This window comes from Maribacter zhoushanensis (genome assembly GCF_029350975.1).
GTDB classification, from domain to species: domain Bacteria; phylum Bacteroidota; class Bacteroidia; order Flavobacteriales; family Flavobacteriaceae; genus Maribacter; species Maribacter zhoushanensis.
The window spans coordinates 477,746-504,409 of sequence record NZ_JARKMR010000003.1 but is presented as its reverse complement, the minus strand read 5'-3'; the positions used below and the strand labels follow the sequence as shown (position 1 = coordinate 504,409).

The 26,664-nt window shown below is 35.0% G+C and carries 22 protein-coding genes; 8 read left to right on the top strand and 14 right to left on the bottom strand.

Features of this window, described 5'->3' with window-relative positions:
• The first annotated feature begins 91 nt into the window (after positions 1-91).
• The 6 genes from PXD56_RS12565 (at position 92) to PXD56_RS12540 (ending at position 5,748) form a co-directional block, all read left to right on the top strand.
• The gene (locus tag PXD56_RS12565; protein WP_276493694.1) at positions 92-1,108 is read left to right on the top strand and encodes a tetratricopeptide repeat protein; all 1,017 of its coding nucleotides are present in this window, start codon (positions 92-94) and stop codon (positions 1,106-1,108) included.
• A gap of 137 nt (positions 1,109-1,245) precedes the next feature.
• Positions 1,246-1,431 carry a hypothetical protein gene (locus PXD56_RS12560; RefSeq protein ID WP_276493693.1) on the top strand — a complete coding sequence of 62 codons (186 nt, stop codon included), beginning with the start codon at positions 1,246-1,248 and terminating at the stop codon, positions 1,429-1,431.
• Between the two features lie 72 nt (positions 1,432-1,503).
• Positions 1,504-2,721, top strand: a complete 1,218-nt coding sequence (locus PXD56_RS12555) for an alginate lyase family protein (RefSeq protein WP_276493692.1) — start codon at positions 1,504-1,506, stop codon at positions 2,719-2,721.
• Between the two features lie 29 nt (positions 2,722-2,750).
• Positions 2,751-3,287, top strand: coding sequence for a DinB family protein (locus PXD56_RS12550; protein ID WP_276493691.1), 537 nt, complete (start codon positions 2,751-2,753; stop codon positions 3,285-3,287).
• A gap of 317 nt (positions 3,288-3,604) precedes the next feature.
• The gene (locus tag PXD56_RS12545; RefSeq protein ID WP_276493690.1) at positions 3,605-4,843 is read left to right on the top strand and encodes a DUF2130 domain-containing protein; all 1,239 of its coding nucleotides are present in this window, start codon (positions 3,605-3,607) and stop codon (positions 4,841-4,843) included.
• A gap of 383 nt (positions 4,844-5,226) precedes the next feature.
• On the top strand, positions 5,227-5,748 hold the full coding sequence (locus PXD56_RS12540; RefSeq protein WP_276493689.1) for a conotoxin: 522 nt from the start codon (positions 5,227-5,229) through the stop codon (positions 5,746-5,748).
• 11 nt (positions 5,749-5,759) lie between these two features.
• On the opposite strand, the gene PXD56_RS12535 is transcribed toward PXD56_RS12540, so the two are convergent.
• The 3 genes from PXD56_RS12535 to PXD56_RS12525 all read right to left on the bottom strand — a co-directional run bounded on the left by PXD56_RS12535 (position 5,760) and on the right by PXD56_RS12525 (position 10,137).
• Positions 5,760-6,521 (bottom strand): LytR/AlgR family response regulator transcription factor, encoded by a 762-nt coding sequence (locus PXD56_RS12535; RefSeq protein WP_276493688.1) that lies wholly within the window; start codon positions 6,519-6,521, stop codon positions 5,760-5,762.
• The gene (locus PXD56_RS12530; RefSeq protein WP_276493687.1) at positions 6,518-7,552 is read right to left on the bottom strand and encodes a sensor histidine kinase; all 1,035 of its coding nucleotides are present in this window, start codon (positions 7,550-7,552) and stop codon (positions 6,518-6,520) included. Before PXD56_RS12530 ends, PXD56_RS12535 begins: the two co-directional genes overlap by 4 nt.
• A gap of 269 nt (positions 7,553-7,821) precedes the next feature.
• A complete protein-coding gene (locus PXD56_RS12525) occupies positions 7,822-10,137 on the bottom strand; it encodes a glycoside hydrolase family 113 (RefSeq protein WP_276493686.1) in 2,316 nt (771 codons plus the stop codon).
• 461 nt (positions 10,138-10,598) lie between these two features.
• Here PXD56_RS12525 and PXD56_RS12520 point away from each other — a divergent pair, with 461 nt between their 5' ends.
• A complete protein-coding gene (locus PXD56_RS12520) occupies positions 10,599-11,279 on the top strand; it encodes a head GIN domain-containing protein (protein WP_276493685.1) in 681 nt (226 codons plus the stop codon).
• Here PXD56_RS12520 and PXD56_RS12515 read toward each other — a convergent pair whose 3' ends face one another.
• The 8 genes from PXD56_RS12515 to PXD56_RS12480 all read right to left on the bottom strand — a co-directional run bounded on the left by PXD56_RS12515 (position 11,280) and on the right by PXD56_RS12480 (position 22,446).
• The gene (locus PXD56_RS12515) at positions 11,280-11,462 is read right to left on the bottom strand and encodes a CPXCG motif-containing cysteine-rich protein (protein ID WP_276493684.1); all 183 of its coding nucleotides are present in this window, start codon (positions 11,460-11,462) and stop codon (positions 11,280-11,282) included.
• Between the two features lie 9 nt (positions 11,463-11,471).
• On the bottom strand, positions 11,472-12,140 hold the full coding sequence (locus tag PXD56_RS12510) for a hypothetical protein (RefSeq protein ID WP_276493683.1): 669 nt from the start codon (positions 12,138-12,140) through the stop codon (positions 11,472-11,474).
• A 53-nt stretch (positions 12,141-12,193) separates the two neighbouring features.
• Entirely contained in the window at positions 12,194-13,558 is a 1,365-nt protein-coding gene (locus tag PXD56_RS12505) for a TolC family protein (protein WP_276493682.1), read from the bottom strand.
• Positions 13,558-16,845, bottom strand: a complete 3,288-nt coding sequence (locus tag PXD56_RS12500; RefSeq protein ID WP_276493681.1) for an efflux RND transporter permease subunit — start codon at positions 16,843-16,845, stop codon at positions 13,558-13,560. Before PXD56_RS12500 ends, PXD56_RS12505 begins: the two co-directional genes overlap by 1 nt.
• Positions 16,845-17,975: an efflux RND transporter periplasmic adaptor subunit gene (locus PXD56_RS12495; RefSeq protein WP_276493680.1), complete on the bottom strand. Its 1,131-nt coding sequence runs from the start codon at positions 17,973-17,975 to the stop codon at positions 16,845-16,847. Before PXD56_RS12495 ends, PXD56_RS12500 begins: the two co-directional genes overlap by 1 nt.
• Before the next feature lie 427 nt (positions 17,976-18,402).
• Entirely contained in the window at positions 18,403-19,287 is an 885-nt protein-coding gene (locus tag PXD56_RS12490; protein ID WP_276493679.1) for a leucine-rich repeat domain-containing protein, read from the bottom strand.
• Positions 19,288-19,499: 212 nt separating this feature from the next.
• A complete protein-coding gene (locus tag PXD56_RS12485; protein WP_276493678.1) occupies positions 19,500-20,375 on the bottom strand; it encodes a leucine-rich repeat domain-containing protein in 876 nt (291 codons plus the stop codon).
• Between the two features lie 160 nt (positions 20,376-20,535).
• Entirely contained in the window at positions 20,536-22,446 is a 1,911-nt protein-coding gene (locus PXD56_RS12480) for an ABC-F family ATP-binding cassette domain-containing protein (protein WP_276493677.1), read from the bottom strand.
• Positions 22,447-22,583: 137 nt separating this feature from the next.
• Between PXD56_RS12480 and PXD56_RS12475 the strand changes: the two genes are divergently transcribed.
• Positions 22,584-22,982, top strand: a complete 399-nt coding sequence (locus PXD56_RS12475) for a DUF983 domain-containing protein (RefSeq protein WP_276493676.1) — start codon at positions 22,584-22,586, stop codon at positions 22,980-22,982.
• Here the strand turns inward: PXD56_RS12475 and PXD56_RS12470 are convergent.
• From PXD56_RS12470 to porM, 3 genes are all read right to left on the bottom strand, one after another.
• The gene (locus PXD56_RS12470; RefSeq protein WP_276493675.1) at positions 22,969-24,012 is read right to left on the bottom strand and encodes an NAD(P)/FAD-dependent oxidoreductase; all 1,044 of its coding nucleotides are present in this window, start codon (positions 24,010-24,012) and stop codon (positions 22,969-22,971) included. The two genes, PXD56_RS12475 and PXD56_RS12470, sit on opposite strands and share 14 nt — an antisense overlap.
• Before the next feature lie 99 nt (positions 24,013-24,111).
• On the bottom strand, positions 24,112-24,999 hold the full coding sequence (gene porN / locus PXD56_RS12465; RefSeq protein ID WP_276493674.1) for a type IX secretion system ring subunit PorN/GldN: 888 nt from the start codon (positions 24,997-24,999) through the stop codon (positions 24,112-24,114).
• A gap of 64 nt (positions 25,000-25,063) precedes the next feature.
• On the bottom strand, positions 25,064-26,623 hold the full coding sequence (gene porM / locus PXD56_RS12460) for a type IX secretion system motor protein PorM/GldM (RefSeq protein WP_276493673.1): 1,560 nt from the start codon (positions 26,621-26,623) through the stop codon (positions 25,064-25,066).
• Between the last annotated feature and the right edge of the window lie 41 nt (positions 26,624-26,664).

The following is a 26,664-nucleotide window of genomic DNA, read 5'->3' as shown; positions in this document are numbered from 1 at the left end:
CGATTTGACTTGCTAAATTAGGTGCTTAAAATTCGTAATAAACCTTATACAACAACATCATGTAAAATTAAAAAGTGTATATTAACAAACCATGAGACAATCAACCATAACAGCCCTATTTTTATTTTCTTTTCTATCTCTTTTTTCTCAAAATAACCTAGAAGACTATGTAAAAGAAGGTATTGAACACCATGATAATGGAGATTATGACAATGCCATTGCTTCTTATTCTAAAGCGCTTGATGTAGACCCAAAATCTACTCTGGCCCATTATGAAATGTCTTTGAGCTACTTCTCAAAAGGGAATTATGAAGAAGCTGTCAAGTACTCAGATTTTGTTCTAAAGCAAAATGAAGATTATTTGTTAGAAGCCACTCTAACAAAAGGATCATCTTTAGATATGTTAGGTAAAACAAAAGAGTCAATCAAGCTTTTTGAAAAAGCAATCAAACAAAAACGTATCCATTATTTGCTTCATTTTAATTTAGGTATAAACTACTACAAGCTTAATGATTTAGATAAAGCAGAAGAGCAACTACTTAAGGCAATTGAACTAAATCCTAATCATTCAAGTAGTCATTTGATACTCTCATACATTCATAATCAAAAAGGTAATACGGTTCAAACCTTACTAGCATCACATTATTTTCTATTTCTAGAACCAGATAGTGAAAGGTCAAAAATTGCATATCAAAATTTGCAAAATAATTTTGGTGGCAATGTTACTAAAGATCCAGAAAAACCAAATAATATTAATATTCTACTGTCCATAAACAATGACAAACAGTTTGGTGCGGCAGAATTAATGATTTCTATGTTAGAAGCTTCAAAATCTCTTGAAGAAAATAAAGACAAAACAAAGGATGAAATGTTTATTAAAAATACAGAATCATTCTTTAAAATATTAGGTGAATTAAAGGAGGACAATAATAAAAAAGTTTGGTGGAAATTCTACATCCCCTTCTTTTATGATCTAGCTAAAAGTGATCATTTAGAAACATATTGCAATTACATAAGCCAAATCGAAAACGAAGAGGCCTTAAAATGGTTAGCCGTAAACAATGATAAATTAGTAGCGTTTGATCAATGGTTGAGAAGAGAGCAATAGCATCTTATTGAAAACAGCTTTTTCTTTATATTAATTACATATATAGAATAGGCTGCAAGTATTAAGTTCAAAATGAAACCTTAACTGTAGTATTCCCAAGAATTTTCATTTTAAACTAGTTATCAAAATTTAACTGCATGAAAAACCATAAACTACTAAACATTATCTCAATCATACTATCTATTACTGGACTAGCGCTGGCAATTTATGGACGAGAAAGCGAAGGTAAATCTGGTGATTTGACATTTTATGGAATGCTATTATTAGTAGCTGCACTACTTTTTTCTGCTGTAAGCACATATCTAAGAAAAAAGAAAGCATAAAAAATGAATGCTTAACTTCATTAGCATCAAATATTAAGTATTGCTATAAAAATCTATTACTACTGAACTATTATGAGACAATTTGCAATAACTACGATTTTCCTATTTTCATTCCTTTTAGTTTTTTCACAAAATATTAAAACCAATACCACACCAGCTCTACTCATTGGTCAAGGAGATCAACTACCAAGAATAAAAAAAGAACTTGCAGCGGGCAATTCTGATTTGGTTGCCGCCTTAAAAATAATCGTTGAAAAAGCCGATGCTGCACTTGAACAACCCATTGTTAATGTTGTTACTAAAGGTGCATTACCACCTAGTGGCGATGCACACGACTACTTTAGCTATAGCCCTTATTGGTGGCCAGATGCTGAAAATCCCGATGGTCCGTACATTTGGCGTGACGGGGTTACAAATCCTGATCGCCGCACTTCTGATGTTTCTAGACTTGAGGCTATGGGCAGAGCGGTTAGTTCGTTGGTTCCTGCTTGGTACTTTACGGGAGATGAACGTTATGCAGAACGTGCCGTGCAGCAAATTCGTATCTGGTATCTTGACCCTGAAACTAGAATGAACCCTAATTTCCGTTTCGGTCAAAAGCGCCGTGGTCATGATTATAATAGTAGTGGAGGTATTCTAGAATCTAATAGAATGGACTGGGTCGTTGATTGCGCAATTCTACTTGAAGACTATTCTGGCTGGACAGAAAAAGACCAAAAAAACCTACGCAGTTGGTTTGGTGAACTAGCCACTTGGATGGTGGAAAGTCCGGAAGGTATAGAGGAGGCTATGCAGCCCAACAACCATGGTGCTTGGTATAATTATCATTTAATTCTCTATTCGCTCTATGGTGAAAAACCCGAAATTGCACGCAATCATCTAGACCTTATGCCCGCACGTATTTTTGGGCAGGTCTTCATTGATGGTCGCCAGCCGCAAGAACTTATCCGCACCAATGCATTAAGCTATAGTATTTATGGTGCACGTGCGCTAGTGGGTGTTGCCCGCCTTGGTCGTCATCTTGATGTTGAGCTATTTGCTTATCGTAGTACTGAAGGACGAAGTATACGACTTGCTATAGATTACATAACGCCATTTATTCTAGGTGAAGAAGAATGGCCAGGTGAACAAGTTAAACCTGTCAGCACCAGTAGAGCCAACGAGTTGTATTGGAATGCCGCCCTCGGATTTCAGGAGCGTGAGTTTGCCAATATTCCAAATAAACTTCCGGGAGATGCATTGCCATCACCCATTATTCAATTACTTGACCCATTACCCAAAGGCTGGTAAATTAGTTATTCATCAATCAAAAAAATCAAATGAAAAAACGCTTTATTTTCACCTATTTCATCTTAATGACAATTACCCCTCTTTTAGCGCAGGAGGATAAATTTTTATCGGATTTTATAGAGCGATTAGAGAACTCTAATAAGTACTTACAATTAGTTGCCGAAATGATGCCAGAAGAGCATTATGATTATAAGGTTACGCCCGAGTCTTTAAGCTTTTCTGAAAATTTAATGCACATTGGTTTTGCGCTAGACTGGCATAGTCAGTCGCTCATAGGTGGTCGTGAGGCACGAGTGTACCAAACGGACACTGTTTTTAAACCTGCGAATAAAACAAAAGCTGAAATGATGGCACAAATAGACCAAACATTCACTGAAGCCATTAAATTACTACAGGAATTTGACCCCAAAGAATTAGATAATCATTTAGATTATTTTGGTCTGGAGCGTTCTAAACGGCAAATATGCATGCTTTTAGCAGACCACATTACACACCATAGAGGGCAAATGTTAGTTGCCTTACGCCTTAACGGACTTACGCCACCACGTTATGTACTATTTCAATAAATAGCCTATAAAAACTACTCCTGCTTCTTCTTGTCGTTTTTCATTAAACTATATACCACAAGTACTAGCCCAAGACAAACCGCCGCAAAAATGGCAATCAAAATAACACCGTACCCCCAGTTAACCAAAGGAAGATTTAATAACGTCATAAGTTGGTCATTTAATTTGATGTAAAAATAAATTCTAACGGCTTTTTATTCTATGACAATTGTCAGTTCGCAGAAATAGTCAAGCATATTTTATATAGTGATTATCGCTCAAAGATTGTTTGCCATATTTGGGTTCTGTATTTTTATAGTTACAAATGAAATTTGAAAATGGTAGATAAGATTAAATGCCCCAATTGTGCTCATGAGTTTGATGTTGAAGAGGCACTTTCTGGTAAAATGCAAGCGCATTTTAAGGCTGAATATGAACGTAAGGTAGCTGAGCAGGCAGAAATATTCAATAAGGAACGTAGAAAACTTGAAGTTGAGGTAGAAGAATTTGAGAAGAAGAAAGAAAAGGAGAACGAACTTTTTAAAGAGAAGCTAGCGCAACGTATTGCCAAAGAATCTGAAAAAATACAAAAGCAGACTAACGAATCTTTTGAGCAACAGCTACGTGCCCTACAACAGGAGAACGAAAAAAAGAAAGAGGAAAACAGAACCTTGCGCGCACAAGAAATAGACCTTTTAAAACGTGAGAACGAATTAAAAGAAAAAGCTGAAGAGCTTAAAATGAACGTGCAAAAAGAGTTGTTGGAGAAACAATCTGTCATTGAAGAAAAGGCAAAGGCAAAAGAGCGTGAGGCTATGGCCTTAAAAGAAAAAGAATACCAAAAGCAACTTGACGACCAAAAGAAGTTGATTGATGAAATGAAACGCAAGGCAGAACAGGGTTCTATGCAAATGCAGGGCGAAATACAAGAATTGGCTCTTGAAGAATTGTTACGTAACACCTACCCTTTTGATAATATTGATGAGGTTGGCAAGGGTATTCGTGGTGCAGATTGTATACAAACGGTAATCAACTCTCTTCAGCAGACTTGTGGTTCTATCGTTTATGAAAGTAAGCGTACCAAAAACTTCTCTAACGATTGGATCAATAAACTTAAGCAAGACCAGATTAATTGCAAGGCTGATATTGCAGTAATTGTAACGGAGACTTTTCCGTCAGATATGGATCGCTTTGGTGAGAAAAATGGCGTGTGGATCTGCGGATTCAATGAGGTAAAAAGTGTATCTCTCGTTCTTCGTGAACTACTTTTAAAAACACAATCTATAAAATCATCTGACGAAAACAAAGGCGATAAGATGGAGCTGCTCTATTCTTACCTAACCAGTAACGAGTTTGTACAAAATATCAATAGAATTATAGAAAATTATGATTCTATGATTAAGCAATTGAATTACGAAAAGAAAGCGGCTTACAAGAATTTTGCAGTTCGCGAGAAGCAAATTTGGGGTGTTCAAGAAAATATAAACGTGCTCTTTGGATCCATTAAGGGGATTGCGGGTAACGCCTTATCTACTTCGACTATTCTTGATTTACCGGATGCGGAGATTGATGATTAGTCAGTTAGTTAGTGAACTAGTTTGCTAGTGGGTTAGAGGATTTTTGCTGCGTGATATGCGCTAAACGCTTTTGGTTTTTGAATTAAGCCATGTAATCATTTTTTCGAATCTGAAAGAAACAATTATTAGGTAGATACAACCAATGAAGCTTCCGATATTACTGCTTGATGCATCTTTAAAATAAAAGACATTTAAAAGTGTTGCCACTAAACCTAATATTCCAATAAGGAGTAAAAAATGTTTCAAGTATTTCATAGTAATGATTTTAAGTTCGTTTGACTTTTTTAGGCATTTTGAACCAAATTGACAGCCAAATCCATCTATATGTTGCATTTTTATGCCAATTGTTACATGTTTTAGCAAAAAATTAAAAAGAGTACTTTATGAAATTGACGATTAATTTACTTGTTTTTCTACTTCTAATCTTTACCTTCTCGTGTAAACAAAAAAAGCAACTGCCAGATAATGAAGTTTCAAAAATGTGGTCTCAATTCCTGAATATCTTAGAGACCCATGATACCTTGGCTTTTAAAAAAGCATCCTACAAAACAATACGCTGCTATGACTGTTTAGAAAATACACCATTTGAAGCTGAGCAAATGAGCATTTTAAGAGAACAAGATTCGCTTTGGTACGACAAAATTTATGATGACCTCATCAACATTCCTACAGATAGTTTTATAGCCAATGATTACAATATCCTATTTAATCAGGAATTCATTAAAATCCTTCAGAAAAATGAAACTATAATAATAAAAGATGAAAGCAATGACAGCATCTTTGCCCATATCCTGGTAACGACTACACCGCCTACATTAGAATTTGAAGGTAGTCAACACAGTTTTACTTTCTTTAAGGATAAAAATGGTCAATGGAAATTTAATGAAATCAGTACCATACCATAACTACTATAGTACTAGGCTCCCACCCAATTTTTAAAATCTGATGCCTTTGCCTTACTTACCACAATGCGTTCATTACACGGTGGATGAACATCTACCAATAACTTACTATTAAAATGGAATTTAATAGCGGTAATAGCTTCTCTACGCACAATGAACTGTCTATTGGCCCTGTAGAATAGCTGAGGATCCAAAGCGTCTTCTATATCTTCTAATTTTATGTCTAACACATAAGAACGCTCTTGTACCGTTACAGCTTTAACAAGCCCAGTATCTATATAAAAATAGGCAATATCGGCAGTTTTAATAGGTAACAACTGATCACCAACACCTACCAAAAACGTTTGCTTATAATTTGTAGATTTATTCTGAATTAAATGTAGCAGACTTTGCATTTGTTGCTCGTCTATTCCGTTACGTTGGTTCTGTGACGTAAAGCGCTCTAATGCACTTGAAAGCTCTTCTTGATCAATTGGTTTTAGTAGATAATCAATACTGTTTACCTTAAATGCCTTTAATGCATATTGGTCATAGGCAGTAGTAAATATGATAGGTATATCAATTTCTACCTGGTCAAAAATCTCAAATGAAATACCGTCTGCCAAATGAATATCCATAAATACCAAAACACCCTCATGCGGATTTGAAAAATAGTCTACAGTAGCCTTTACGGTGTCCAATACCACAATGACCTCAATTGTAGGGTTGATTTTCGTCAATAAATAAGAAAGGTTATCACTTGCAGCAAGTTCATCTTCAACCAATATTACTTTCATGCCACTTCTTTTAAAGGTAGTTCTACTTTAAATATATCATTATCAGTACTTACCAAAACTTCTTTTTTCAATAAAAGTAAATACCTTTTTTTAAGGTTATACAACCCTGTCCCCATGCCTTCTGCCAATGTACTTCTGGTACGAATAGGGTTTTCTACAATTAATGAATCTCCGCTAGCATATACCTTTACGGTCAATGGGTTGGTAGATGATATTTCATTATGCTTTACAGAATTCTCAACTAAAGACTGCAAAGCCAATGGTGGTATTTTACGATCAAAAAAACTATCGGTTATATCTACCTGTATTTCTATACGGTCTCTATACCGCGTTTTCATTAAAAAAATATAACTCTCCAAAAATTTTAATTCATCTTTTACCGGCACCAAGTTAGTTTCGCCACTCTGCAAAATATAGCGGTACATATAAGAAAGCTTGTTTACGAACTTTGTGGCATTTTCATTTTCACGAATTAATGAAGATAAAGAATTAAGTGAATTGAACAGGAAATGTGGATCGATCTGGTTCTTTAATGCCGCCAACTCATTCTCTAGATTCTGCTGTTTTAACTGTTCGTTCTCAATTCTACTTTCTTGCTTATCAGTACTTACCCTTAATAAACGTGCTATAAAAAATAAAACTATTGATAAGTTGATGAAGGTAAAATTGACCCAGCCCGTTTCATTAGATTTCAGCGACCTACCACTTATTAAAGGATAGCAAATTTTAAATATTTTAACCACAGAGATTGCCAACACTATATTGATGATCAGTATTACGATCCATTTTAAAAGTGGCGACCATTTATATTCGTCGTAATCAATATTGGCGTTTAACTGAATTACGGACCATGAATAGCAAAAGAAAAACAGGTAACGATACATAAAATCGACCACCCAAGACATAGAGAAATTTAAATTACCCTCCATTATACCATTGTATAAATAGATGGTTTTTGGTAACGACACCAGAATTCCAATTAGAAGAGCGGTCTTAATTACTTCGCCCTGCTTTACTTTTGTTATTGCCATTTAACTTAATTCTATTGGTGCTACATAAATATACCGTAATAAACCTATGCAACATTACCCACAAAGATATTACGCAACATGGCAAATTAATAGTATAAATAGCCCAAACGTCTATAATACCATGTAAAACAACCTTAGAGAATTCTGAAATTTTAATGTAGGGTGCAAACGCATTGAAAAATGAAAAGAAACAACGATTAATAATTACAAACGCATGAAAACAGATACATAGGAACGGATCGTTTATGTACTTCAAAATCTGATACTTGTTATTCAGTGAACCAATCTCGTACAGTTTCTTCCGCTAATTTGTTGTTAGGCGTAAAGGCATTGTTATGTTCGCCACGATATTCTATATAGCTAGGAAATTTCCACCATAAAATACCTTGACACCAAGGTTCATCTTTAATGCCTTCAAAGATAATTTCATAAGACCTACGCTGTGCCTCTTCATTTATAGTATCGTCTGCCTCTGCATGCGGGTTTTTCCAAGGAGTATCTACACTTCTAAAGCCTATTTCCGTAAAAATGATAGGCTTTTTAAACTTGTCATATACCTTTTTAATCTTTGTTTTTACCGTATCAAATTGGAGACTTAACTCCTCATCTGTAGGATTGTCTTTTTTACTCAACGGATAGTAAGAATTCAATCCTATAAAATCTAAATCGTCCCAAAATTCTAATTTCTCAAATTCAGTGCCCCAATTGGCGGCATAGGTAATTTGCCCAGAATACAATGCTCTAGTCTTCTTTATCATCGCACGCCAAGCATCGGGTTGGGACAATGTTGCTTTGGTAAACTCCACACCTATACACAAAGCATCCATATCATGAATTTCTGCCAAGAATGCGTAGTGGCGAATCCATCGATAATAATAATCATGAAATTTATCCCATTGGGCATCCGTAGGCATATCTATACCACCAGGCCAGCTACCACCTACATAAATTTGAGGTTTCAGCAGGGTATACATGCCCATATCACTAGCCATTGAAACAGCATGTACTACAGCATCATCATTCTCACTACCAGCATTATCACTAAAATGTAATGGTTTTGGTGTATTGATATCATTAATACCCGTATACGGTACTATTGCCATTGCATTACTACCCATATTCTTTTGCTTCAACAAAGATTCCGTTGCTTTTTTGGAACCGTAGCCATTATAAATACTATATCCTTCATGTGCAAAATTGAAGCCTTTTACATAGGGTAATTTTTTCTTTTGTGTTCTTTTCTTAGGATATTCAGTAGGTAATTCCGCCAAATACTTCTGCCACTTAATTTCAAGAGCTCTTTCTTCTTGCTGCGTTAACGATAACTTATTATATCGTATTAGATAAACATCTTTGTCCCATGTTTTTATTAAAAAGTCTGTAAACGCACCTGCCATACAATCTCGTATTAACGAAGATTCCATCTCTAAAAAAGAGTTACTTAAAAGCTCTGCCACCGTAAAGGTATTCTCAGATTCTACCAATCTTGCAGCCCAATACTTGTAGCCTTTCATTTGCCAGGTATCGGTAAAATAAATTGGCAATCCTAATGTGATGATATTCTTATTACTCTCCCCAATCAGGTGGTGCAATAACAAGGCATTATCTCTACCAATATTATTATTCGCATAGATTTTATTGACTATGGTGTGAACAGAATTTGTAATGGTGTCATACGTAGAATGATCGGTATTGCCCGTCATTAAACCTTTTTCTTCTGTACAAGTATAAAAATTATAGGTGATTTTAGGCACGCTTTTTTTACCTACAAAATTGACAATCTTCGCTTTTGATTTGGTCACCGCAGCCTGCCAAGCAGGAACATCTATTTCTTGAATGGCTTTTTGGTGATCTATAAACTTAACGTCATCAGTATCTAGCAACACCCGGGTACCTGTGGCAAAATTAAAAAAGGTGGATCCTTCAATACCCCAGTTTACATTAAAATCTCCCATGACCAATCGCTCATTATTCTCATACACCTCGTACTCTAAATTCTGACGGTAAAATAACTGACCTTGATCCAACACTTTTTTAGCAAATAGGGAAAATACTTCTTGCGCATCTGTACCTGTCAAAAAACTAAAAGGGACTTTAGGATCCTTGGGATTAGGGTAAAAACAAACTCCTAAAATAGAATTATTATTAGGTATATCTTTGGCTCCAATTTTAATTTCTGACGGTGATACCTTAAAAGGCGTATTCCCCATATATTCTTTTATCAGCGGATTCTCATCTACAGAACCCACTAAATATAGAATTGAATTTTTCAATGATTCTGCCGTAACTTCATCAACGCTTTTGTAACTCACCTTGGCACTGCGCCATGAACGCGTTACTTCTAGTAAAGAAAGTTCATGGAGTATGTTCTTGTATTGCTGCTGCAACGCCGTGTCTTTTGCCCCGTAGACAACCAATATTTCCCGCTTATCAAAAAAACTTCTACGCAGGTCTCTTCGCGTAGCGATGGTATCTAACGTTGTAGGCATTATCTCATTTTCTGCCGTTGGCAAGTATTTTACACCGGCAAAACCGACAATACCACCAATAACAAATAAAGCAACTACGAGATATTTCTTCTTCATAAATTCAGCAATAGACAAACTCTTGTTTAAGATAACAAAACTGCAAAACCTATATTGGTTTACGGTGTTATTTAACTTTTAATAAGGAGTTTGTGGCGTGTTCCAAACTTGTTCTCGATACATTTTCAAAATACGCCATGCTCCTTTTAAAAACACCTGAACCGACAATTTGTTTCCGATTCAGCTTTTCTTTCATGTATATCTTAAATGTCACTTCGAGTGAATTTCAAGGAACGAAGAAATTTGTATCGAGAAAATCGCATGTTCCAGACCTGTTCTCTCTGCCCGCCTACCGGTAGACAGGTATTTTCTTGCAGAAAACACCTGAACCGACAATACGTTTTGCTTGAACATATAAGTTTAAAATCGAATAAAATATCATCCGTAAAATCTACTAATGCCCATTTGTGATAGAAAGCCATTTGTACCTTAACTTTGTACTATCAAATAGTCATTACAACATGAAATTTTTTTTATTCTTTACACTGACCTTACTTTCTATCTTGACCGTTGTTGCACAAGGTAACACAACTATACCTCTGGAAAAATATACGGAACTAAGAGTGTATGACAGAATCAGTGTTACCCTTGTAAAAGGAGAGGAAAATAAAATTGAAATAGCCACTGCCGATAAGAAAGAACTTAGTATTACAGAAAATGATGGCAGATTAAGATTAAAAATGTGCTCTGGTGAATCTGTGTTAAACACGATTTTAAATCTTAAACTTTATTATACAGAAGCACTATCTGTCATAGATGCGAACAAAAATTCTAGAATTATTTCTACAGGATTGGTCATTGGTACCGATTTAGAAATAGAAGCCCAGGATGCCAGTACCATCACCTTAAATATTGCGTATAACAATGTATCGTCTAAAAGTGTTAGTGGTAGTGAAATAAAGCTATCTGGCACTAGCAGTGATCAAGAAGTGATGATCAATACCGGTGGTAAACTTTTAAATAAAGGTTTAAAAACAAAAAATAGTACCGTAATCGTTCTCTCTGGTGGTAGCGCTGAAGTTTATGCCAGTGAATCTGTCATTGCCAAAGTAAAAGCCGGCGGCACCATTAATATTTACGGCAACCCCAAATCTGTGGATAAGGATGATACGTTTGGTGGTAAAATTGCAATACTAGAATAGCTACTGTTCTATACTCTGAACATCAAAACCTATGAGTTCATTATCCTGAAATTGCGGCGTCACCTCAATTGGGTTACAGCAAACTTCACAATCTTCTACATAAGTCTGTTGTGAAACGGAAGGATCAAGTAACATAGAAACTTGTTCCCAGCAATACGGACATTGAAAATAGTGCTCATACATAGCAACTGATTATGCTTTCAATTCTTTAGCTAGCTCCTTCAAAGTTAAGGACTGTATTAAATTACCGCCATTGGATGTAAAAATAGTATCATGACCCAATTTCAAAGCGAGAATATCTTCATCAGCATCTAAATGAATGTCTGACGGATTTACTTTAATCTCCTCTAACTTTACATCAAAACGTTTTTTCAAAGTTACAGAGCCATTGATTTTACTTAATTCAAAACCGTAGAAATCAAACAAACGTTGCAAGCCGCTGAAAAAGCTAAATCCTATATAAATTAAAGCCGCCATTGCAAACTTATATGCTAAGGTAAATACATCTAGCTCATCTCCATTTATAAAAGTATATACCAAGTTGATACAACCATAAATACCTAGCATAAATACCAATAGACCTACTATTACAGCCAATACATCTGTAAGTAATGCTTTTGTGGTTCTGGTCACTACCAAACCTTCCGCAGTTTTATCTGCTCTAAAGCCGAAATCCTTTAAATAATCAAGGTTATTTATTTCAGCACGCTTATGGGCAATGGTATTTTCCAATTCACTTAAATCTACAACAACAGCACGTTTCTCTAACTCTTCATGTAAACTTAACTGCGCTTCAAAAGTGAGTAATGAATGTTGATCCATTATCTCTATGAGCTCGCTATTTGTTCTATCGCTATACATTTTTTCCCTAATTAATTTACTCGATCATTCGAGGTTAAAACTTCAAGCTTTACTTATAGTTCTATATTCAGTAATTGTCCCGTAAGTTGCAGTAATTGAAGCTCCGCCAATTTTGCATCATACTTAGCCAAATTCTTATTGGTCTGGGCATTCAATAAATTAATCTGTGCCTGTCTAAACTCTAACGATGTTATACTACCCAATTGAAACTGCTCTTTTGAACGCTCAAAATTGTTTTGGTTGGTAAATACGTTCTGTTCTTGAATTTGATATATTTTCAGCAAATTCTCGTACAATGCCATAGCATTCTGCATATCTCTACTAACTTCTAACTCTACCTGCTTGCGCAATAATTCTTGATTGGCATAGGTAATCTTAGCATTCTTAACACTAACCGTAGTACTACCACCATCAAACAAGTTCCACGTAAGACTTGCACCTAAAGAATAGTTGCCTACATTAGAATTGGTACCTGGAAAAACCGCTCCTGTTAAGAAAGCCGATGGTGCATTTTGGTTTCGGTTCCAACCATAAGAACCCGTTAAACCTATCGTTGGCAAATAACCAGACTTACTCACCTTGATATCATATGAATTGATATTCAAATTAGTTTCGGTCTGTAACACCGCTACGTTATTGGCAATTGCCTTATCCATAAATTCCATAATCTGAAACTTTGGTATAAAAACAATGGTTGTATCTACTTCATATTGCGCACTTAAATCTTGATTTAGCACCACATTTAAATCGCGCTTTGCATTTGCCAATTGCTGTTCTGTATTCAAGAGATTAATGCTATCATTGGTCATATCTACTTGAGCGTTCAAGATATCCAACTTCGTATTTTGACCATATTCAAAGGAATACTCTGATCTGGTAATTCTATCCCTAGAAATTTCCAATGCCTGCTTTTGTACGTTTTTATTCTCCGTTAGTCTAGCAATTTCAAAATATACCGTAAACATTTGGATCATGGTATTTTCTATAGTCTCACGGGCCTGTAATGTACTTAACTGGTACTGTTCTTTTAGCCTTTTGTAATTATAGAACCTGCCCATACCATCAAACAACGTATAGTTTAAGTTTAATGCCGTACTATATCTTTGGCTTTCCGCGCCGTCTATAGAAATATCATCCCTTTCAGTACCGTCTTCATTAAATTGCCCCGGAAACTCAGTAGTTGTATTGTTATTGTTGTATGTAGCACTTGCCGTACCAGTTAAAGTTGGTAAATATCCAGAATTTAAAATGCTGGCATTATTTTCTGCAATATCAACTTGACCATTAGCTATCACTATTCCATAATTACTCTCTAAAGCCCTTACAACAGCTTCTTCTTTTGAGAGGGTTTTCTCTTGTGCGAAAATTGCACAAACTGGGAGAAATGCCAATAATATGATGAATCTTACTTTACTCATTATAACTTATCTATATTCTTATATGGATGTGAACCACCTTCTATTTGCTCTTGATGTTCGCTACCTTCAATAGCTTCTTGCGTATGACCTTCTAAATGATCGGCATCTTTTCTTTCCTTAATAGCCCTTTCTACTTCTTCCTTAGTAATCTTATGACCCGAAGCGAAAGATAAATTCTGTGCTTTTAAGTTGTTACTGAACGACAAGAACAACGGTAACATTAACAGAGTAAGTACCGTGGCTATACCAATACCATAAGCAATAGAAATAGCCATTGGTTTTAAGAACTGTGCCTGTCTACTGGTCTCTAACATTAAAGGAGCCAAACCTGCGATAGTAGTTATCGACGTTAAGAAAATAGCTCTAAACCTTGATTTTCCTGCTTCAAAAATGGCATTATCAAAGGTCATACCTTCACGCAAATTAGAATTGAATTTACCAATAAGCACCAGACCATCATTCACCATAATACCGATCAATGCAATAATACCTAATATGGAAAGTACGTTGATAGGAAAATCATGAACCCAGTGACCCCAAGCCACCGCCGTGAAGCTAAACGGTACTAATAACAATAGCATTAATGGCTGACTGAAACTTCTAAATGTAAAGGCAATGGTGATGTATATCAATAGAATTACCGTAAAACCAACCAACTTCAACGAGCCTGTTAATTTCTCTAGCTCCCTATTTTGACCTTCATATGATGCACTTACCGTTGGATACTTTGATTGTATCTCTGGCATGTGAACATTCTGAATTTCTGTCATAATCTCTGTTGGACTATCCTTAACGTCTTTCATATCTGCAGACACCTGAATTTCACGTCTACCTTCTAAACGATTGATAGCAACATCTCCACGTTCAATAGTATAATCTGCAATTTCACTCAACGGAACTCTTTCACCAGTAGGCGTAATAATTCGCATATCATCTAAATTAGAAATCGATGAGCGCTCATTTCTGTCATAACGTACCCAAACCCTAATCTCATCTTGCGATCTTTGAAAACGCTGTGCCTGTACGCCAAAGAAACCTGCACGTACCTGTGTCATTAATGTTTGTAGATCCAACCCTAATAGATAGGCATTCTCTTTTAACGTTAGTCTGATTTCTTTAATACCTGCCGGGTCATTATCAGAAATATCTTTTAACCTCGGGTTTTTAGTCAATATACCTTTCAACTCTGCCTTTGCAGCTTTTAATTGCTCAATATTGTTACCTAGTAATGATACCGAAACCGGTGAACCACCAAAGTTACCACCAGAACCATAAATTAGGCTTTCTACACCTACTACCGGCCCCACTAGTTCTTCTAATCTTCTAGTAACCAAATCTGCAGAAATTTCATTTGGTCTTTCTTCACCTGGCAACAAGTTGATAGTCAATACCGCTGAAGATGAACCTGGACCAAGTCTTTTGATTACATTTTCAAAAACCTTTTTATCGGACCCCACCATATATTCTTCTGTCAATTCTTGATTGACAATCACGGCTTTCTCCTCTATTAATGATATTATAGAGTCTGTAATTTTTTCATTGGTACCATTTGGCATCTCTAATTCTATACCTACCCTATCACTAGCAATTCTTGGAAAGAATGCCGTTCTAATAATACCACCGCCTACAGAACCTAAGGTTAACATGAAGGCAGAAGCAAAAACCGCAAACATGAATATCTTATGATTCATTGAAAAACGTAAAACCGGGGTATACAATTTATCACGCATCCAGACCATTAGTCTATCGCCAAATTCATTGATCACCCTAAGTTTTGCAAATGCATTTGCAAATCCGCTTTTAGGCTTATTATCAATTGGCTGTAACGCTTTTGAATGCGCCAAGTGAGCTGGCAAAATTACTAATGCCTCTACCAAAGAAACTACCAATGTTAAGATTACAATTACCGATACCTCACCAAAGAATTCCCCTATTCTACTATCTAAGAACAAAAAGATTGAAAAAGCCAGTATTGTTGTAATAATTGCAGATATAATTGGTGGCAAAACCTCCATAGTACCATCTACCGCAGCTTGAACAGGAGATTTTCCTTTTTCATAATGCTGGTAAATATTCTCTGCGATTACGATACCATCATCTACTAAAATACCGATAACGATAATCATACCGAACAATGAAAGTACATTAATGGTCACATCAAAGAAACCTGCAAAAACGAACATACCCAAGAATGCAACAGGTAAACCAAATGCTACCCAGAACGCTAATCTTGTATTCAAGAATAATGATAAAAATATCAATACCAACACCATACCCATAATGGCGTTTTCAGTTAACAACTGTGTTCTTTGGTTTAACGTTGTAGATTGATCCGAAACAACGTCTAACTTTATGTTATTATACTTTTCATTGAATTCACCAATGTATTCGTTCACTTGATCTGCCGCAGCAATTAAATCTTCATTATTGGTACTAGTAATCGTTGTGCTTACAGATAAATTACCATTAAAATAGGTAGCATTTGGCGTTTCTGAAAAACGGTCTCTTACAATAGCTACATCCTTTAAACGAATTACATTACCAGATTGATCTGCACGTACTACTAGATTACCCAATTCACTACCGTAATAAGAGCGGTTATTGGCACGTATTAAATACTCTTCGGCATCGGTCTTAATATTACCACCTGTTACTAAGATGTTGGCATTTGATACAGAGCTAGCCACTTCAGCAAATGATAAGCCATATGCCAAAAGATCATTTTCATTAACGGCAATTTCAATCTCCTCATCCGGGAAACCTGAAATTTCTATTTGAGAAATTCCGTCCATTGCCCTTAAATCATTTTCAATATCCCTACCAACACTCTTTAAGGTCGCTAAGGGAATATCTTCACCACTAATAGCAAATGATATGGTTTGACGTACAGTTTCTAGAATAGACACAATCAATGGCTCCATTCCCGTAGGAAAAGTAGGTACCCTATCTACTGCATTCTTAACTTCTAGAAGCATGAAGTCAATATTCTCTCCTTTTTCTATTTCTACGTTAATTGTACCGCTGTTCTCCCTAGAAGTAGAAGTTACACGATCAACACCTTCCAACCCTTTTAAATTATCTTCAATTTTAAGAACAATCCCTTCTTCCACTTCTTGTGGAGAGGCACCAGGATAAGTAATGGTGATAGCTATGTTCTTAGAATCCGTCAACGGAAAATAAGAGGACTTTAATGCTTTGGCACCAACGATACCGAAAAGCCCAAAGGAGATTACTACAACATTTACGGCAACATGATACCGAATAAAATATTCTATCAGTTTACGCATTATTCTTTCGTATTTTCTGGTTGTTCAGAGTAAATTTTTACAGACATTCCCGTAAACGCCCCACTAATTGGTTTAGAAACTATGGTTAGACCATCTGGTACATTCTTTAGCACAACACGCTTATCAGAAAAATAAACAGGCTCTACATCTATTTTATCCAGTACCGAATCTCTAACCACGAATATTTGATTGCCGTCTAATAACAACCCTCTATCTACCTCTATAGCATTTTCTTCTTTCTTGGCATCTAAATCTGCCTCTAAGTACATACCCTCTCTTAAGTTCTTATCAGCAACTTCTATATAGGCATTTACAGATTGTGTCAACTGATCTATACTACCGTTAATTCTAGTTACCTTTCCTTTATAAGTAGTGTTATCATCTAAATTGGTCAATTCTACAGATTCGCCAACTTTCAATAAATCCGTATATCGTTTGCTAATAGCAACTTCTAGCTCATATACTTCCGTATTAATGAACTCCCCTAACTTCTGACCTGATCTAACCAAAGTCCCCTCTGTTACCAATGTCTCTGTAAGAACACCTGAAAAGGGTGCAGTAATACGATACTTTGATAATCGTTGCTCTAAATTCTTTACGTTATAGTAGCTGGTTAAAATACCTCTACCAGATATAAAAAACTTTTCTTTTTCAGTAGCCAGTTCAGGCAATGCAGGAGTACTTTTAGACATATCAAAGTTAGAAAGGTAATCTTGCCACTTAGAATAGATATCTGGATAGTCTAATCTTAAATCTGGCATTACTGCCGTAAGTTGATTAAAGAGGTTACTTTTTGCGGATTGTACGCTTGCAGCATATTCATTAGCATCTATACTAATAATGGTCTCACCTTGACGAAAAGCCTGACCTTCTTTGAACAACTTGCTCCCTTTTTTGAATACACCCTGAACCTCAGCATATAATTCTACACGTTGCTTAGCTGTTAAATTACCGTTTGCAGATACTACAATAGGTACTGTACCATTTTTTACAACCTCTGTAAAAACAGTTTTTACTACTTTTTCAGATTTGGGTTTAAATGTTTTCTTACTATCAATAATATATCCTGCTAAGAAAAAGGATACCACAATTAGTAAAATACCTAGTACGGTAAAAATAATTTTTCGCATTTTATTTTAATTTATAAGCGCATTTCAAAAAACACAGGATCAAAAATACTTTTTAATATCCCTTAGGATTATCGTAATTAAATGAAACGACCAAATTTAGTAGTGAAACGACTTTGATTCTATTTCAGCTTAAAGCACTAGTATTCTTAAAGGTATTTCTTTTAAAAGAACATCTATTGCTAACGTCTAACTCTCATTTTACATCTATTACAACAACCAAAGTATTGTTAAAAAACAGCGGTCTTTTAAATAGATTTTAACGTGAAATTTTTGGATATCAATTAATCAATGGCGAAGCTACAAAAAAACATATCTGGCATTGAAAGCCTTTATGGTTAAAGTAATCATAAAAAAGTGCTTGTACTACAGGGTCTAAAACAAAAAAAGGGATGCATAAGCATCCCTTTCATATCTATTCTATAATAATTTAATTTCGTTTCGAATCTTCATATTTGGTATCCACAAGACGTGTTCTACTAGCTTCCGTACCACCAAACTTCATATTCAAAAATTCATCGTCACTATCAAAAACGGCTAATTTAGAACTCTGCATTCTTAACAATGAATTCAATGATCTAAAGTCATTACCTTGCAACTGCACAAACTCAAGATTGCTTAAAGTAGCCATACCACTTGGCAAATCACCTTGAAACTTGTTATATGAGAGAATCAATTCTTTTAAGTTTACCAAGCGCCCCAAATCTACTTCTATAGCACCTGCCAACTTATTTCCAAAAAGTTCAAGCCTTTCTAACTTATTCAACTTTTCAATTGATTTAGGCAAGCTACCTTCCAGGTAATTACTTGAAAGATTCAATGATTTTAAATTGGATATTTCTCCTATTCCATCAGGGATTGTTCCTTGCAATAAATTATTAAATACGGACAACTCTTCTAATTGCTTCATTTTAGAATAGTCTTGAGGTAAATTACCCGATAATTTATTCATTTCTAAACGTATAACGGTTAACTTTTCTAACTGAAACATATCTTGGGGCAAGTTACCCTCTAGTACATTGAAAGCAAGGTTCAATGTTTTTAAATGTGCGAGTTTTGAAATTCCTTCAGGTATTGACCCGGTAAGATTATTACGATAGAGTTTTAATGCCGTTACATGGCCATCTTTTACCTCTACACCATACCATGAAGACGGGTCTGCTTTAACATCCCATTTATGCTGCCATTGCTCACCATTGGTACTTTTATTTAATGCTAATAAATATTGTTTTTCGCTCGATGATATTTGAGCATTGACATTAAAACTAAAAAATAGAAAAACTACTAAACAGCCATAGGTTATAACATTTTTCATACTGAAAAAATTAATTGATTTGGGGGACTTTACTCATACCTCTTACTTAACAATTCTACTATAAAGCATTACTAGTGTAAAAAGTACTTTTATTATAACGTGCAAAAAATACATTTATGATACACCACTGATATTAATATACTTAAAACAAAAAAGAGATGCTGTTCAACATCTCTTTTTTTCACCAAACTAACTAAAAGTGTAAACTACTCTTACTCTTCTATATCTTCAAACTTTGTATCTGCCATTCTGGTTTTACTAAAGTTGATATCTTTAAACTCTAATTTTTTATCTTCCTTATCATAATCAAACACCAAATACTCTTTCGTTTCTAAAAACTCTAAAGCTTTGAATGAATTGAAATTGTTATTCTGAATTTGTAATACTTCTAAGCTTGCCAAATCTGAAAACTCATTAGGAATATCTCCTATTAGTCTATTATTTGCCAACACCAATTCTTTCAACTTTGTAAGCTTACCCATATCTCTTGGTATAGCTCCTTCTAATCTATTTTCAAAAAGACCTAAAGTTTCTAATTGAGTTAATGCACCTAATGATTTTGGTATATCACCTTTAAACTCATTACTTGAAAGATTCAATACTTTTAAACCTGTTAAATTACCCACCGTAGCCGGAATTTCACCTGTAAAAAAATTATTGAAAGCAGAAAGCTCTTCTAACTGTAACAAACTCCCAATACCCTCTGGCAATTCACCGTTAAGCCTGTTCATTTCTAACTTTAATACCTTTAAATCAGAAAGATTTGTTATCTCAGCAGGTAAAGTCCCTGTTAGTGAATTGAATGCTAAATTCAATAGTCGAAGGTTTTGTAAATTTCCTATTTCTGAAGAAATTGGACCCATAAGGTTATTATGGAACAAATTAATTTCTACTACTTTATCATTTTCTACTGTAACACCGTGCCATTGAGAAACTGGAGTCTTTAAATCCCATTTTTTTATCCAATGAGTACCATTTGCGGTTTCATAAAAATCAATTAAGGCTTTCTTCTCCTTTTTAGAAACTTCTGCAAAACAAACAGTTGTTAAAAATAATAGGCTGAAACTTAAATAATATAATTTTTTCATAAGATGGTGGTTTGAAAAATCCTTATACTAAGAATTCTCCTACAAATTTGAACTAATAACGCTGAAAACTAAAATTTTATCGTTGATTGACAGCTGTTTGTTGTGAAAGTAGCTAGATATGTTGTGAAACCATCAAAATTGTATGTATGACAATATTCGTTTATCCTAATTCCTCAATATCAATTGTAAGAGTTTCCCAGTTCTGCATTAACGTTTCTAATTTCTTCTTTTTAGCTTGGTAACCATCAAAGAAATTAGGTTTGGCTATGGTAGCATCATAATCTACCAACAAGTCATGGTCAATATTCTTAATCTCTTTTTCAAGCGAACTGATCTTGCTTTCAACTGAGCTTAATTGGTTCTTTAAACTTTTTAGTTTCTTCTGATCTTGAAAGGAATTAGATGTTTTGGGCTTATCCTTTACCGCAGTAACTGTCTGCTTTTTTTCAATAGCCCTAAAATCTTCTACTTTACGTTGCTCTAAATAGTAATCTACATCACCTAAATACTCTCTTATATTCTGATCTTTAAATTCATACACCTTATTGGTTAGCCCTTGTAGAAAGTCCCTATCGTGAGAAACCAATATCAATGTACCTTCAAAATTTAAACAAGCTTGTTTTAATACATTTTTAGATTTAATATCCAAGTGGTTGGTAGGCTCATCCATAACCAGAACATTAAAGGGCTGTAGTAACATTTTCGCCAATGCCAAACGATTACGTTCACCACCAGAAAGTACTTTTACATACTTATCTACTTCATCTCCCCTAAACAAAAACGACCCTAAAATATCTCTAACCTTACTTCTGTTCTTTTCATTGGCAGCATCTATCATAGTATCTAAAATGGTCTTATTACCATCTAAGTACTCTGCTTGGTTCTGTGCAAAATATCCTATTTGAACATTATGTCCCAGCTTAAGATGACCTTCATGCTCAAGTTCGCCAACTATAATTTTAGCCAAAGTTGACTTACCTTGACCGTTTTGACCAACAAAAGCGGTTTTGCTATCTCTTTCTATAAGCAGATTAATATCATTTAAGACTAAATTATCCCCGTATGCCTTTGAAAGTTCCTCTATCTCTACCACTACCTTACCTGGTGTAACCGAAATAGGGAAACGAAGGCTCATTACACTATTATCATCTTCATCTACCTCTATACGCTCTATCTTGTCTAATTTCTTGATCAAAGACTGCGCCATTGATGCTTTTGTGGACTTAGCCCTAAATTTTTCTATTAAGCGTTCTGCTTGTTGTATTTCTTTTTCTTGGTTCTTTTGGGCATTTACCTGTTGCTGTTTAATTTCATTTCTAAGCACTAAGTACTCCGTATAGGGTTTATTATAATCGTAAATACGACCCAATGAAATTTCAATGGTCCTATTGGTAACATTGTCCAAAAACATTTTATCGTGAGATACTATGACAACCCCACCGGTATAATTGTTCAAAAATTGTTCAAACCAAATAATAGATTCAATATCCAAGTGGTTGGTAGGCTCATCCAGTAACAATACGTCATTAGTTTGCAATAATAATTTTGCAAGTTCTATACGCATACGCCAACCTCCTGAAAAGGTCTCTGTCTTTTTATCAAAGTCTTCTCTTTTAAAACCTAGTCCTTGTAGTATTTTTTCTGTTTCGCCTTGGTAGTTGTAACCTCCTAAAATTTCGTAATGATGGGTAATATCACTTAAGTCTACTATAAGCTGACTATACGAATCTGATTCATAATCGGTTCGTTCTGCCAATTGATGATTGATTTCATCTAATTTTAATTCTAAAGCCTTAATCTCTTCAAAAGCTTGATAGGCTTCTTCTAAAACCGATCTACCTTCAACGAAATCAATGTCTTGTCTAAGAAAACCAATTTTAATATCCTTTTCTACGGCAATTACTCCGGTATCCAAAGGCATATCCTTATTCAGCAGTTTTAATAAAGTGGATTTTCCCGCTCCGTTTTTACCTACTAGTCCTACTCTGTTACCTCCATTTAAACGAAATGATATTTCTTCAAATAGATATTCTCCTCCAAATGAGACCGATAGGTTGTGAACGTTTAACATAAATTCTGATTCTTCTTTTTTTACCTAAAAATCGATACAATAAATACCAATAATTTTTAAGTTAAATTATCTTTCTTACAGTAGATATTTGATATATAAAATATCATAAAATCGTACCTTAGTGTAAAGTTTTGCAAATGTTAAAAAAAGGAAACAAACTCTACAGTATTTTAACAGGAAGTTGTCCTAGATGTCACGAAGAAAGCATGTATTTGGATAAAAACCCATACCATATGGGCAAAATCTTTAAAATGCACGAAAGATGTAGCCATTGTGATCTAAAATATAAAATTGAGCCATCTTTCTTTTATGGCGCCATGTATGTTAGTTATGGAGTAGGTATTGCATTTGCCGTTGCAGCCTTTGTTATTGCCAATCTATTTATTGGAGCGGACCTCAAAGAAACTTTTATTGCCATCATTATAACCTTAGTCGTTTTTATGCCAATTATTATGAGGTTATCTAGAAATATCTGGATAAATATGTTCGTTAAATATGATGCTAAGGCTACTCTTAAGAAAACTAATCTTCAATAAAACGCGCAATATTCATTTCAGCCAATAAGGGTATTTCTTTTTCTATACGATTATAGAGTGATGTTGCCGCCCAAGGAGCAATAGTTATTCCATGAGACCCAAAACCATTCAACAGCCATAAATTATCATACTTTGGATGTTGACCCAATAAAGGTCTTCTATCCTTTACCGTAGGGCGCATACCAGCCACGTGATCAACTACTTTATACGAACTATCTAAAAGAGTATCTAACTTCTTTAAAAGCTCATTCTTTGCTTCTTCAGTAGTTATATTGTCTTTGTCTTTTCTATGATATGTAGCACCTACTTTATATAAATCATTACCAAGAGGAATTAAAAATATAGAAGATTTAATAACATTGGATTCATTTAAACCTTTTGATTCTATTACGATATACTCTCCCTTTGAACCTTGCATTGGCAGATAATTGAAATACGGATTCTGCATCATTCCATATCCTTCGGTAAATACTACATGTTTCGCCTTTATATCTTTGTAGCCCACAAAATCTTGTTCTATTTTGAGCTCGTTATAATTAAAGGTGTCCGCATATAATTTACTTTCTTCTTCTAGCCAATTCTCATAGCTATCAAAAAGAAATTTAGTGTCTAACCTGCCTGTTTCTAAAACTTTACCAAATTGAAAAGGAACTTTAAGTCCGACATTTTCATTATTCACCAGCTTTGTATCTAGAAACGGCTTAAGCTTAGCTTTATCAGCAGCTTCAAACCAAAGGTTCTGCTCTTCTATTGAAGCAAATTTTCGCAAAACGTTCAATTTTTTATCAAACTTAACATTCAAAAACTGCTCTAATTGTGTATAAAAATCGGTAGCAACAGGTAATTGTTCATCCGCTCGCCAAGAAAGGGTAAATCGTTTTAAAATAACGGGATTATATAAACCGCCCGCAACACGAGAGGATGTTTGCGATCGGTCATTAAAAACAACGAAAGTTTTATCGTTTTTACGCAAGGTTTCGCAAAATGCGATACCCGCCAACCCTAAGCCTACTACTATATAATCTACCATGGCACAAATGTAATGACAATTGCATAAAACATGATATAAAAACAAAAGACCCAATCTTTCGATCGGGTCTTTTTTAAGTGAATTGGATTTTCAGTAAGCTTAGTAAGCCCACATGTCTTGTTCCTTATCTCTAATTGTTTCTTTAATTCGTTTCGCTTCCAATAATTGGAACAAAGCATTGTCAGAAATGTAATCATCTACTTTTCTATCACCTTGTACGTTATCTTCTTTATAGATAACAGCATCGAATCTTCTTGCATTTAACAGCATGTCAAAAGAGATAGGCTGTGCTGAATTTTGTTGGTTGAAAACTTTTGCCTCGTGTAACATTTCACGTGCATCTGGATACCATACCCAGAAAAGCTCTACCATATCTGGATTTTCATCATCCATAAAGTTTACATCTGGCGCAACTGGAGCAATACCTAAAAGACGGTATTTCAATTCTCCTTGTCTTTTATCAAAATACCATATTCCTTTAATATGATATTCTTCAATGTCAGCTGCAGAAATAGTTCTACGAGTTATATACTCTTCAGAAACAGCTTCACCTGCATTCATTTGCTCATACCCATAATCTAGAGTATCAACCATTTGCAAGGCATCTTTTAAATCGCCAAAAGTCCTTTTTTGTGTAAAATAAGAATCTGTATAAGTATCTAATTTTCCACTTTTTAAATTTTTAACCAGTACATGGTATAAAGACCTTCTATCCGGTCCAATATCCATAGTATCTGTTGGGTAATACAATGGGAAATTAACTCTCTCATCTAAATCAATAGTTTCCCATAAGGTTTTAGACCAAAGGATATCCCTATCATCTACATAACCATATTCTAACGGAGCATCATTATCAACAGCTTTCTGTGCTTCTGTACGAATACCAACCTCATCCGGTTTCTTTGCATTCAATACATTTGCTTGGGCCATCATTGATAAAGGTAACATGGTTACCGCTCCCATTACTAAAACATTTTTCCAATTCATGTTTGCTTCACTTTAAAATTAACCGGGCAAGAACTAAGGGCTTACCCGGTATCATTCTATTTATTTAGTTTGTAATCTCCACAACTACTGGAGATACTTTCTTCAACTTGTAACTCTTATTGTTTGTGATATAAGCTTCGATATCAAATATTTGTACGATATCTCCTCTTTTAGCACGTGATAAAGCTTGCTTAGCCTTAGCATTCATTTTATTTCCTCTTACAGAAACAGTTGGTTGACCTGGTACTTTGAATTTAAATCCGCTTACTGCAAGGTTTAAATCAAAATCGAAATCTTCCAAGCCAGCACCTACAGTAGCAATCTCAACATTCCTTTTTGGAAGTTTAATACTACCTGTTTGCTTACTTACACTACCTTCTGGTCTTGGAATATCTTTAATTCTGAATTCAGATTTAGAAGATACAGACTGACCGTCAGGTAAAGTACCAGAAGCTGTAATAGTTACGTTTCTTCCTTTACCAGGAGTCATAACATACTTACTACCACTTACAGCCTTAAGACCTGGAGCAGATGCTCTTACTTTGTTATTAGGTATACCTGGTATAGAGATAGACATTGGGTTAGCAACACCTCTATATACTACATTCATTTTATCAGCAGCAATCAAAGCAGCATTAGGCTTAGATATTGTTGCGAAAGAATTTTTAACCTCAACAGGAATTTCTTCACCGTCTTGCTTAAAGTAGATAGTACCTTTTACTTCATGATCACCAGCAGAACCAGAACCAATCAACATTTTAACACCACCAGCTTCTAATTTATAGTCAGAACCTTCAGATAATTTTCTACCATCTAACGTTAACTCAGCTCTTACCGGAGTAGAAGAGTTATCAGTTTTGCTGATAATGATCTTACCATCATACTTCTCACCTGAATAGTATGCAGATTTAGAAGCTAAAAGAGATGTAGCAAAGTTCTTTAAAGAAACTTGTTCCGTTAACTCACCTGCTAACATAGATTTCAAAGCTGCTTCTTCAGTTATCTTAACATCAGCTTGTAACTGCGTTAATTTTGCCAAAGATGCTACTAAAGGATACCCTTCGTAATGATAGTTGATCCAATCTTGCTTGGTACCGTCTCTTTTTTCAACTTTACCGTTTTCATCTCCTGTTTGGAAACGATCGATAACAGATTGCTTTAAAGCAGCTGGTACTATTGCAGCAACTTGATCTCTATAACCTGTTAGGTTACTCATGAACTTTTTACCGTCTTCAGATAAAGTTTCACCTTGAAATAATTTCTGATCTAAGTAATCTGCCATATCCATACGAGCATAATCTTTTGGATCTTCGATCCCTTCCATCATACCTGTCTTAAGTCCTTCTAAGTAATCATAATACTCTTGAGACATTGCTTTGATCTGCTGAGCATTCTTATATAACTTATCATACTTTGCAGCATCTTCAGATGCTTTAGTTCCAAGACTTTCCAAGAACGCATCGTTACTTGCAGTTGTCTTTTGGTTAGAAGTCTCTAGCTTTTCATTCATAATACCGAATGCCGCTAATACTTCTTTACTCATGTTTAACGCCAACATTGCGATGAAGATCAAATACATTAAGTTGACCATCTTCTGACGTGGTGATTGTTTTCCTCCTGCCATGGATTTTTAATTTAGATTTTTATTAATAATTGATTCGGGTT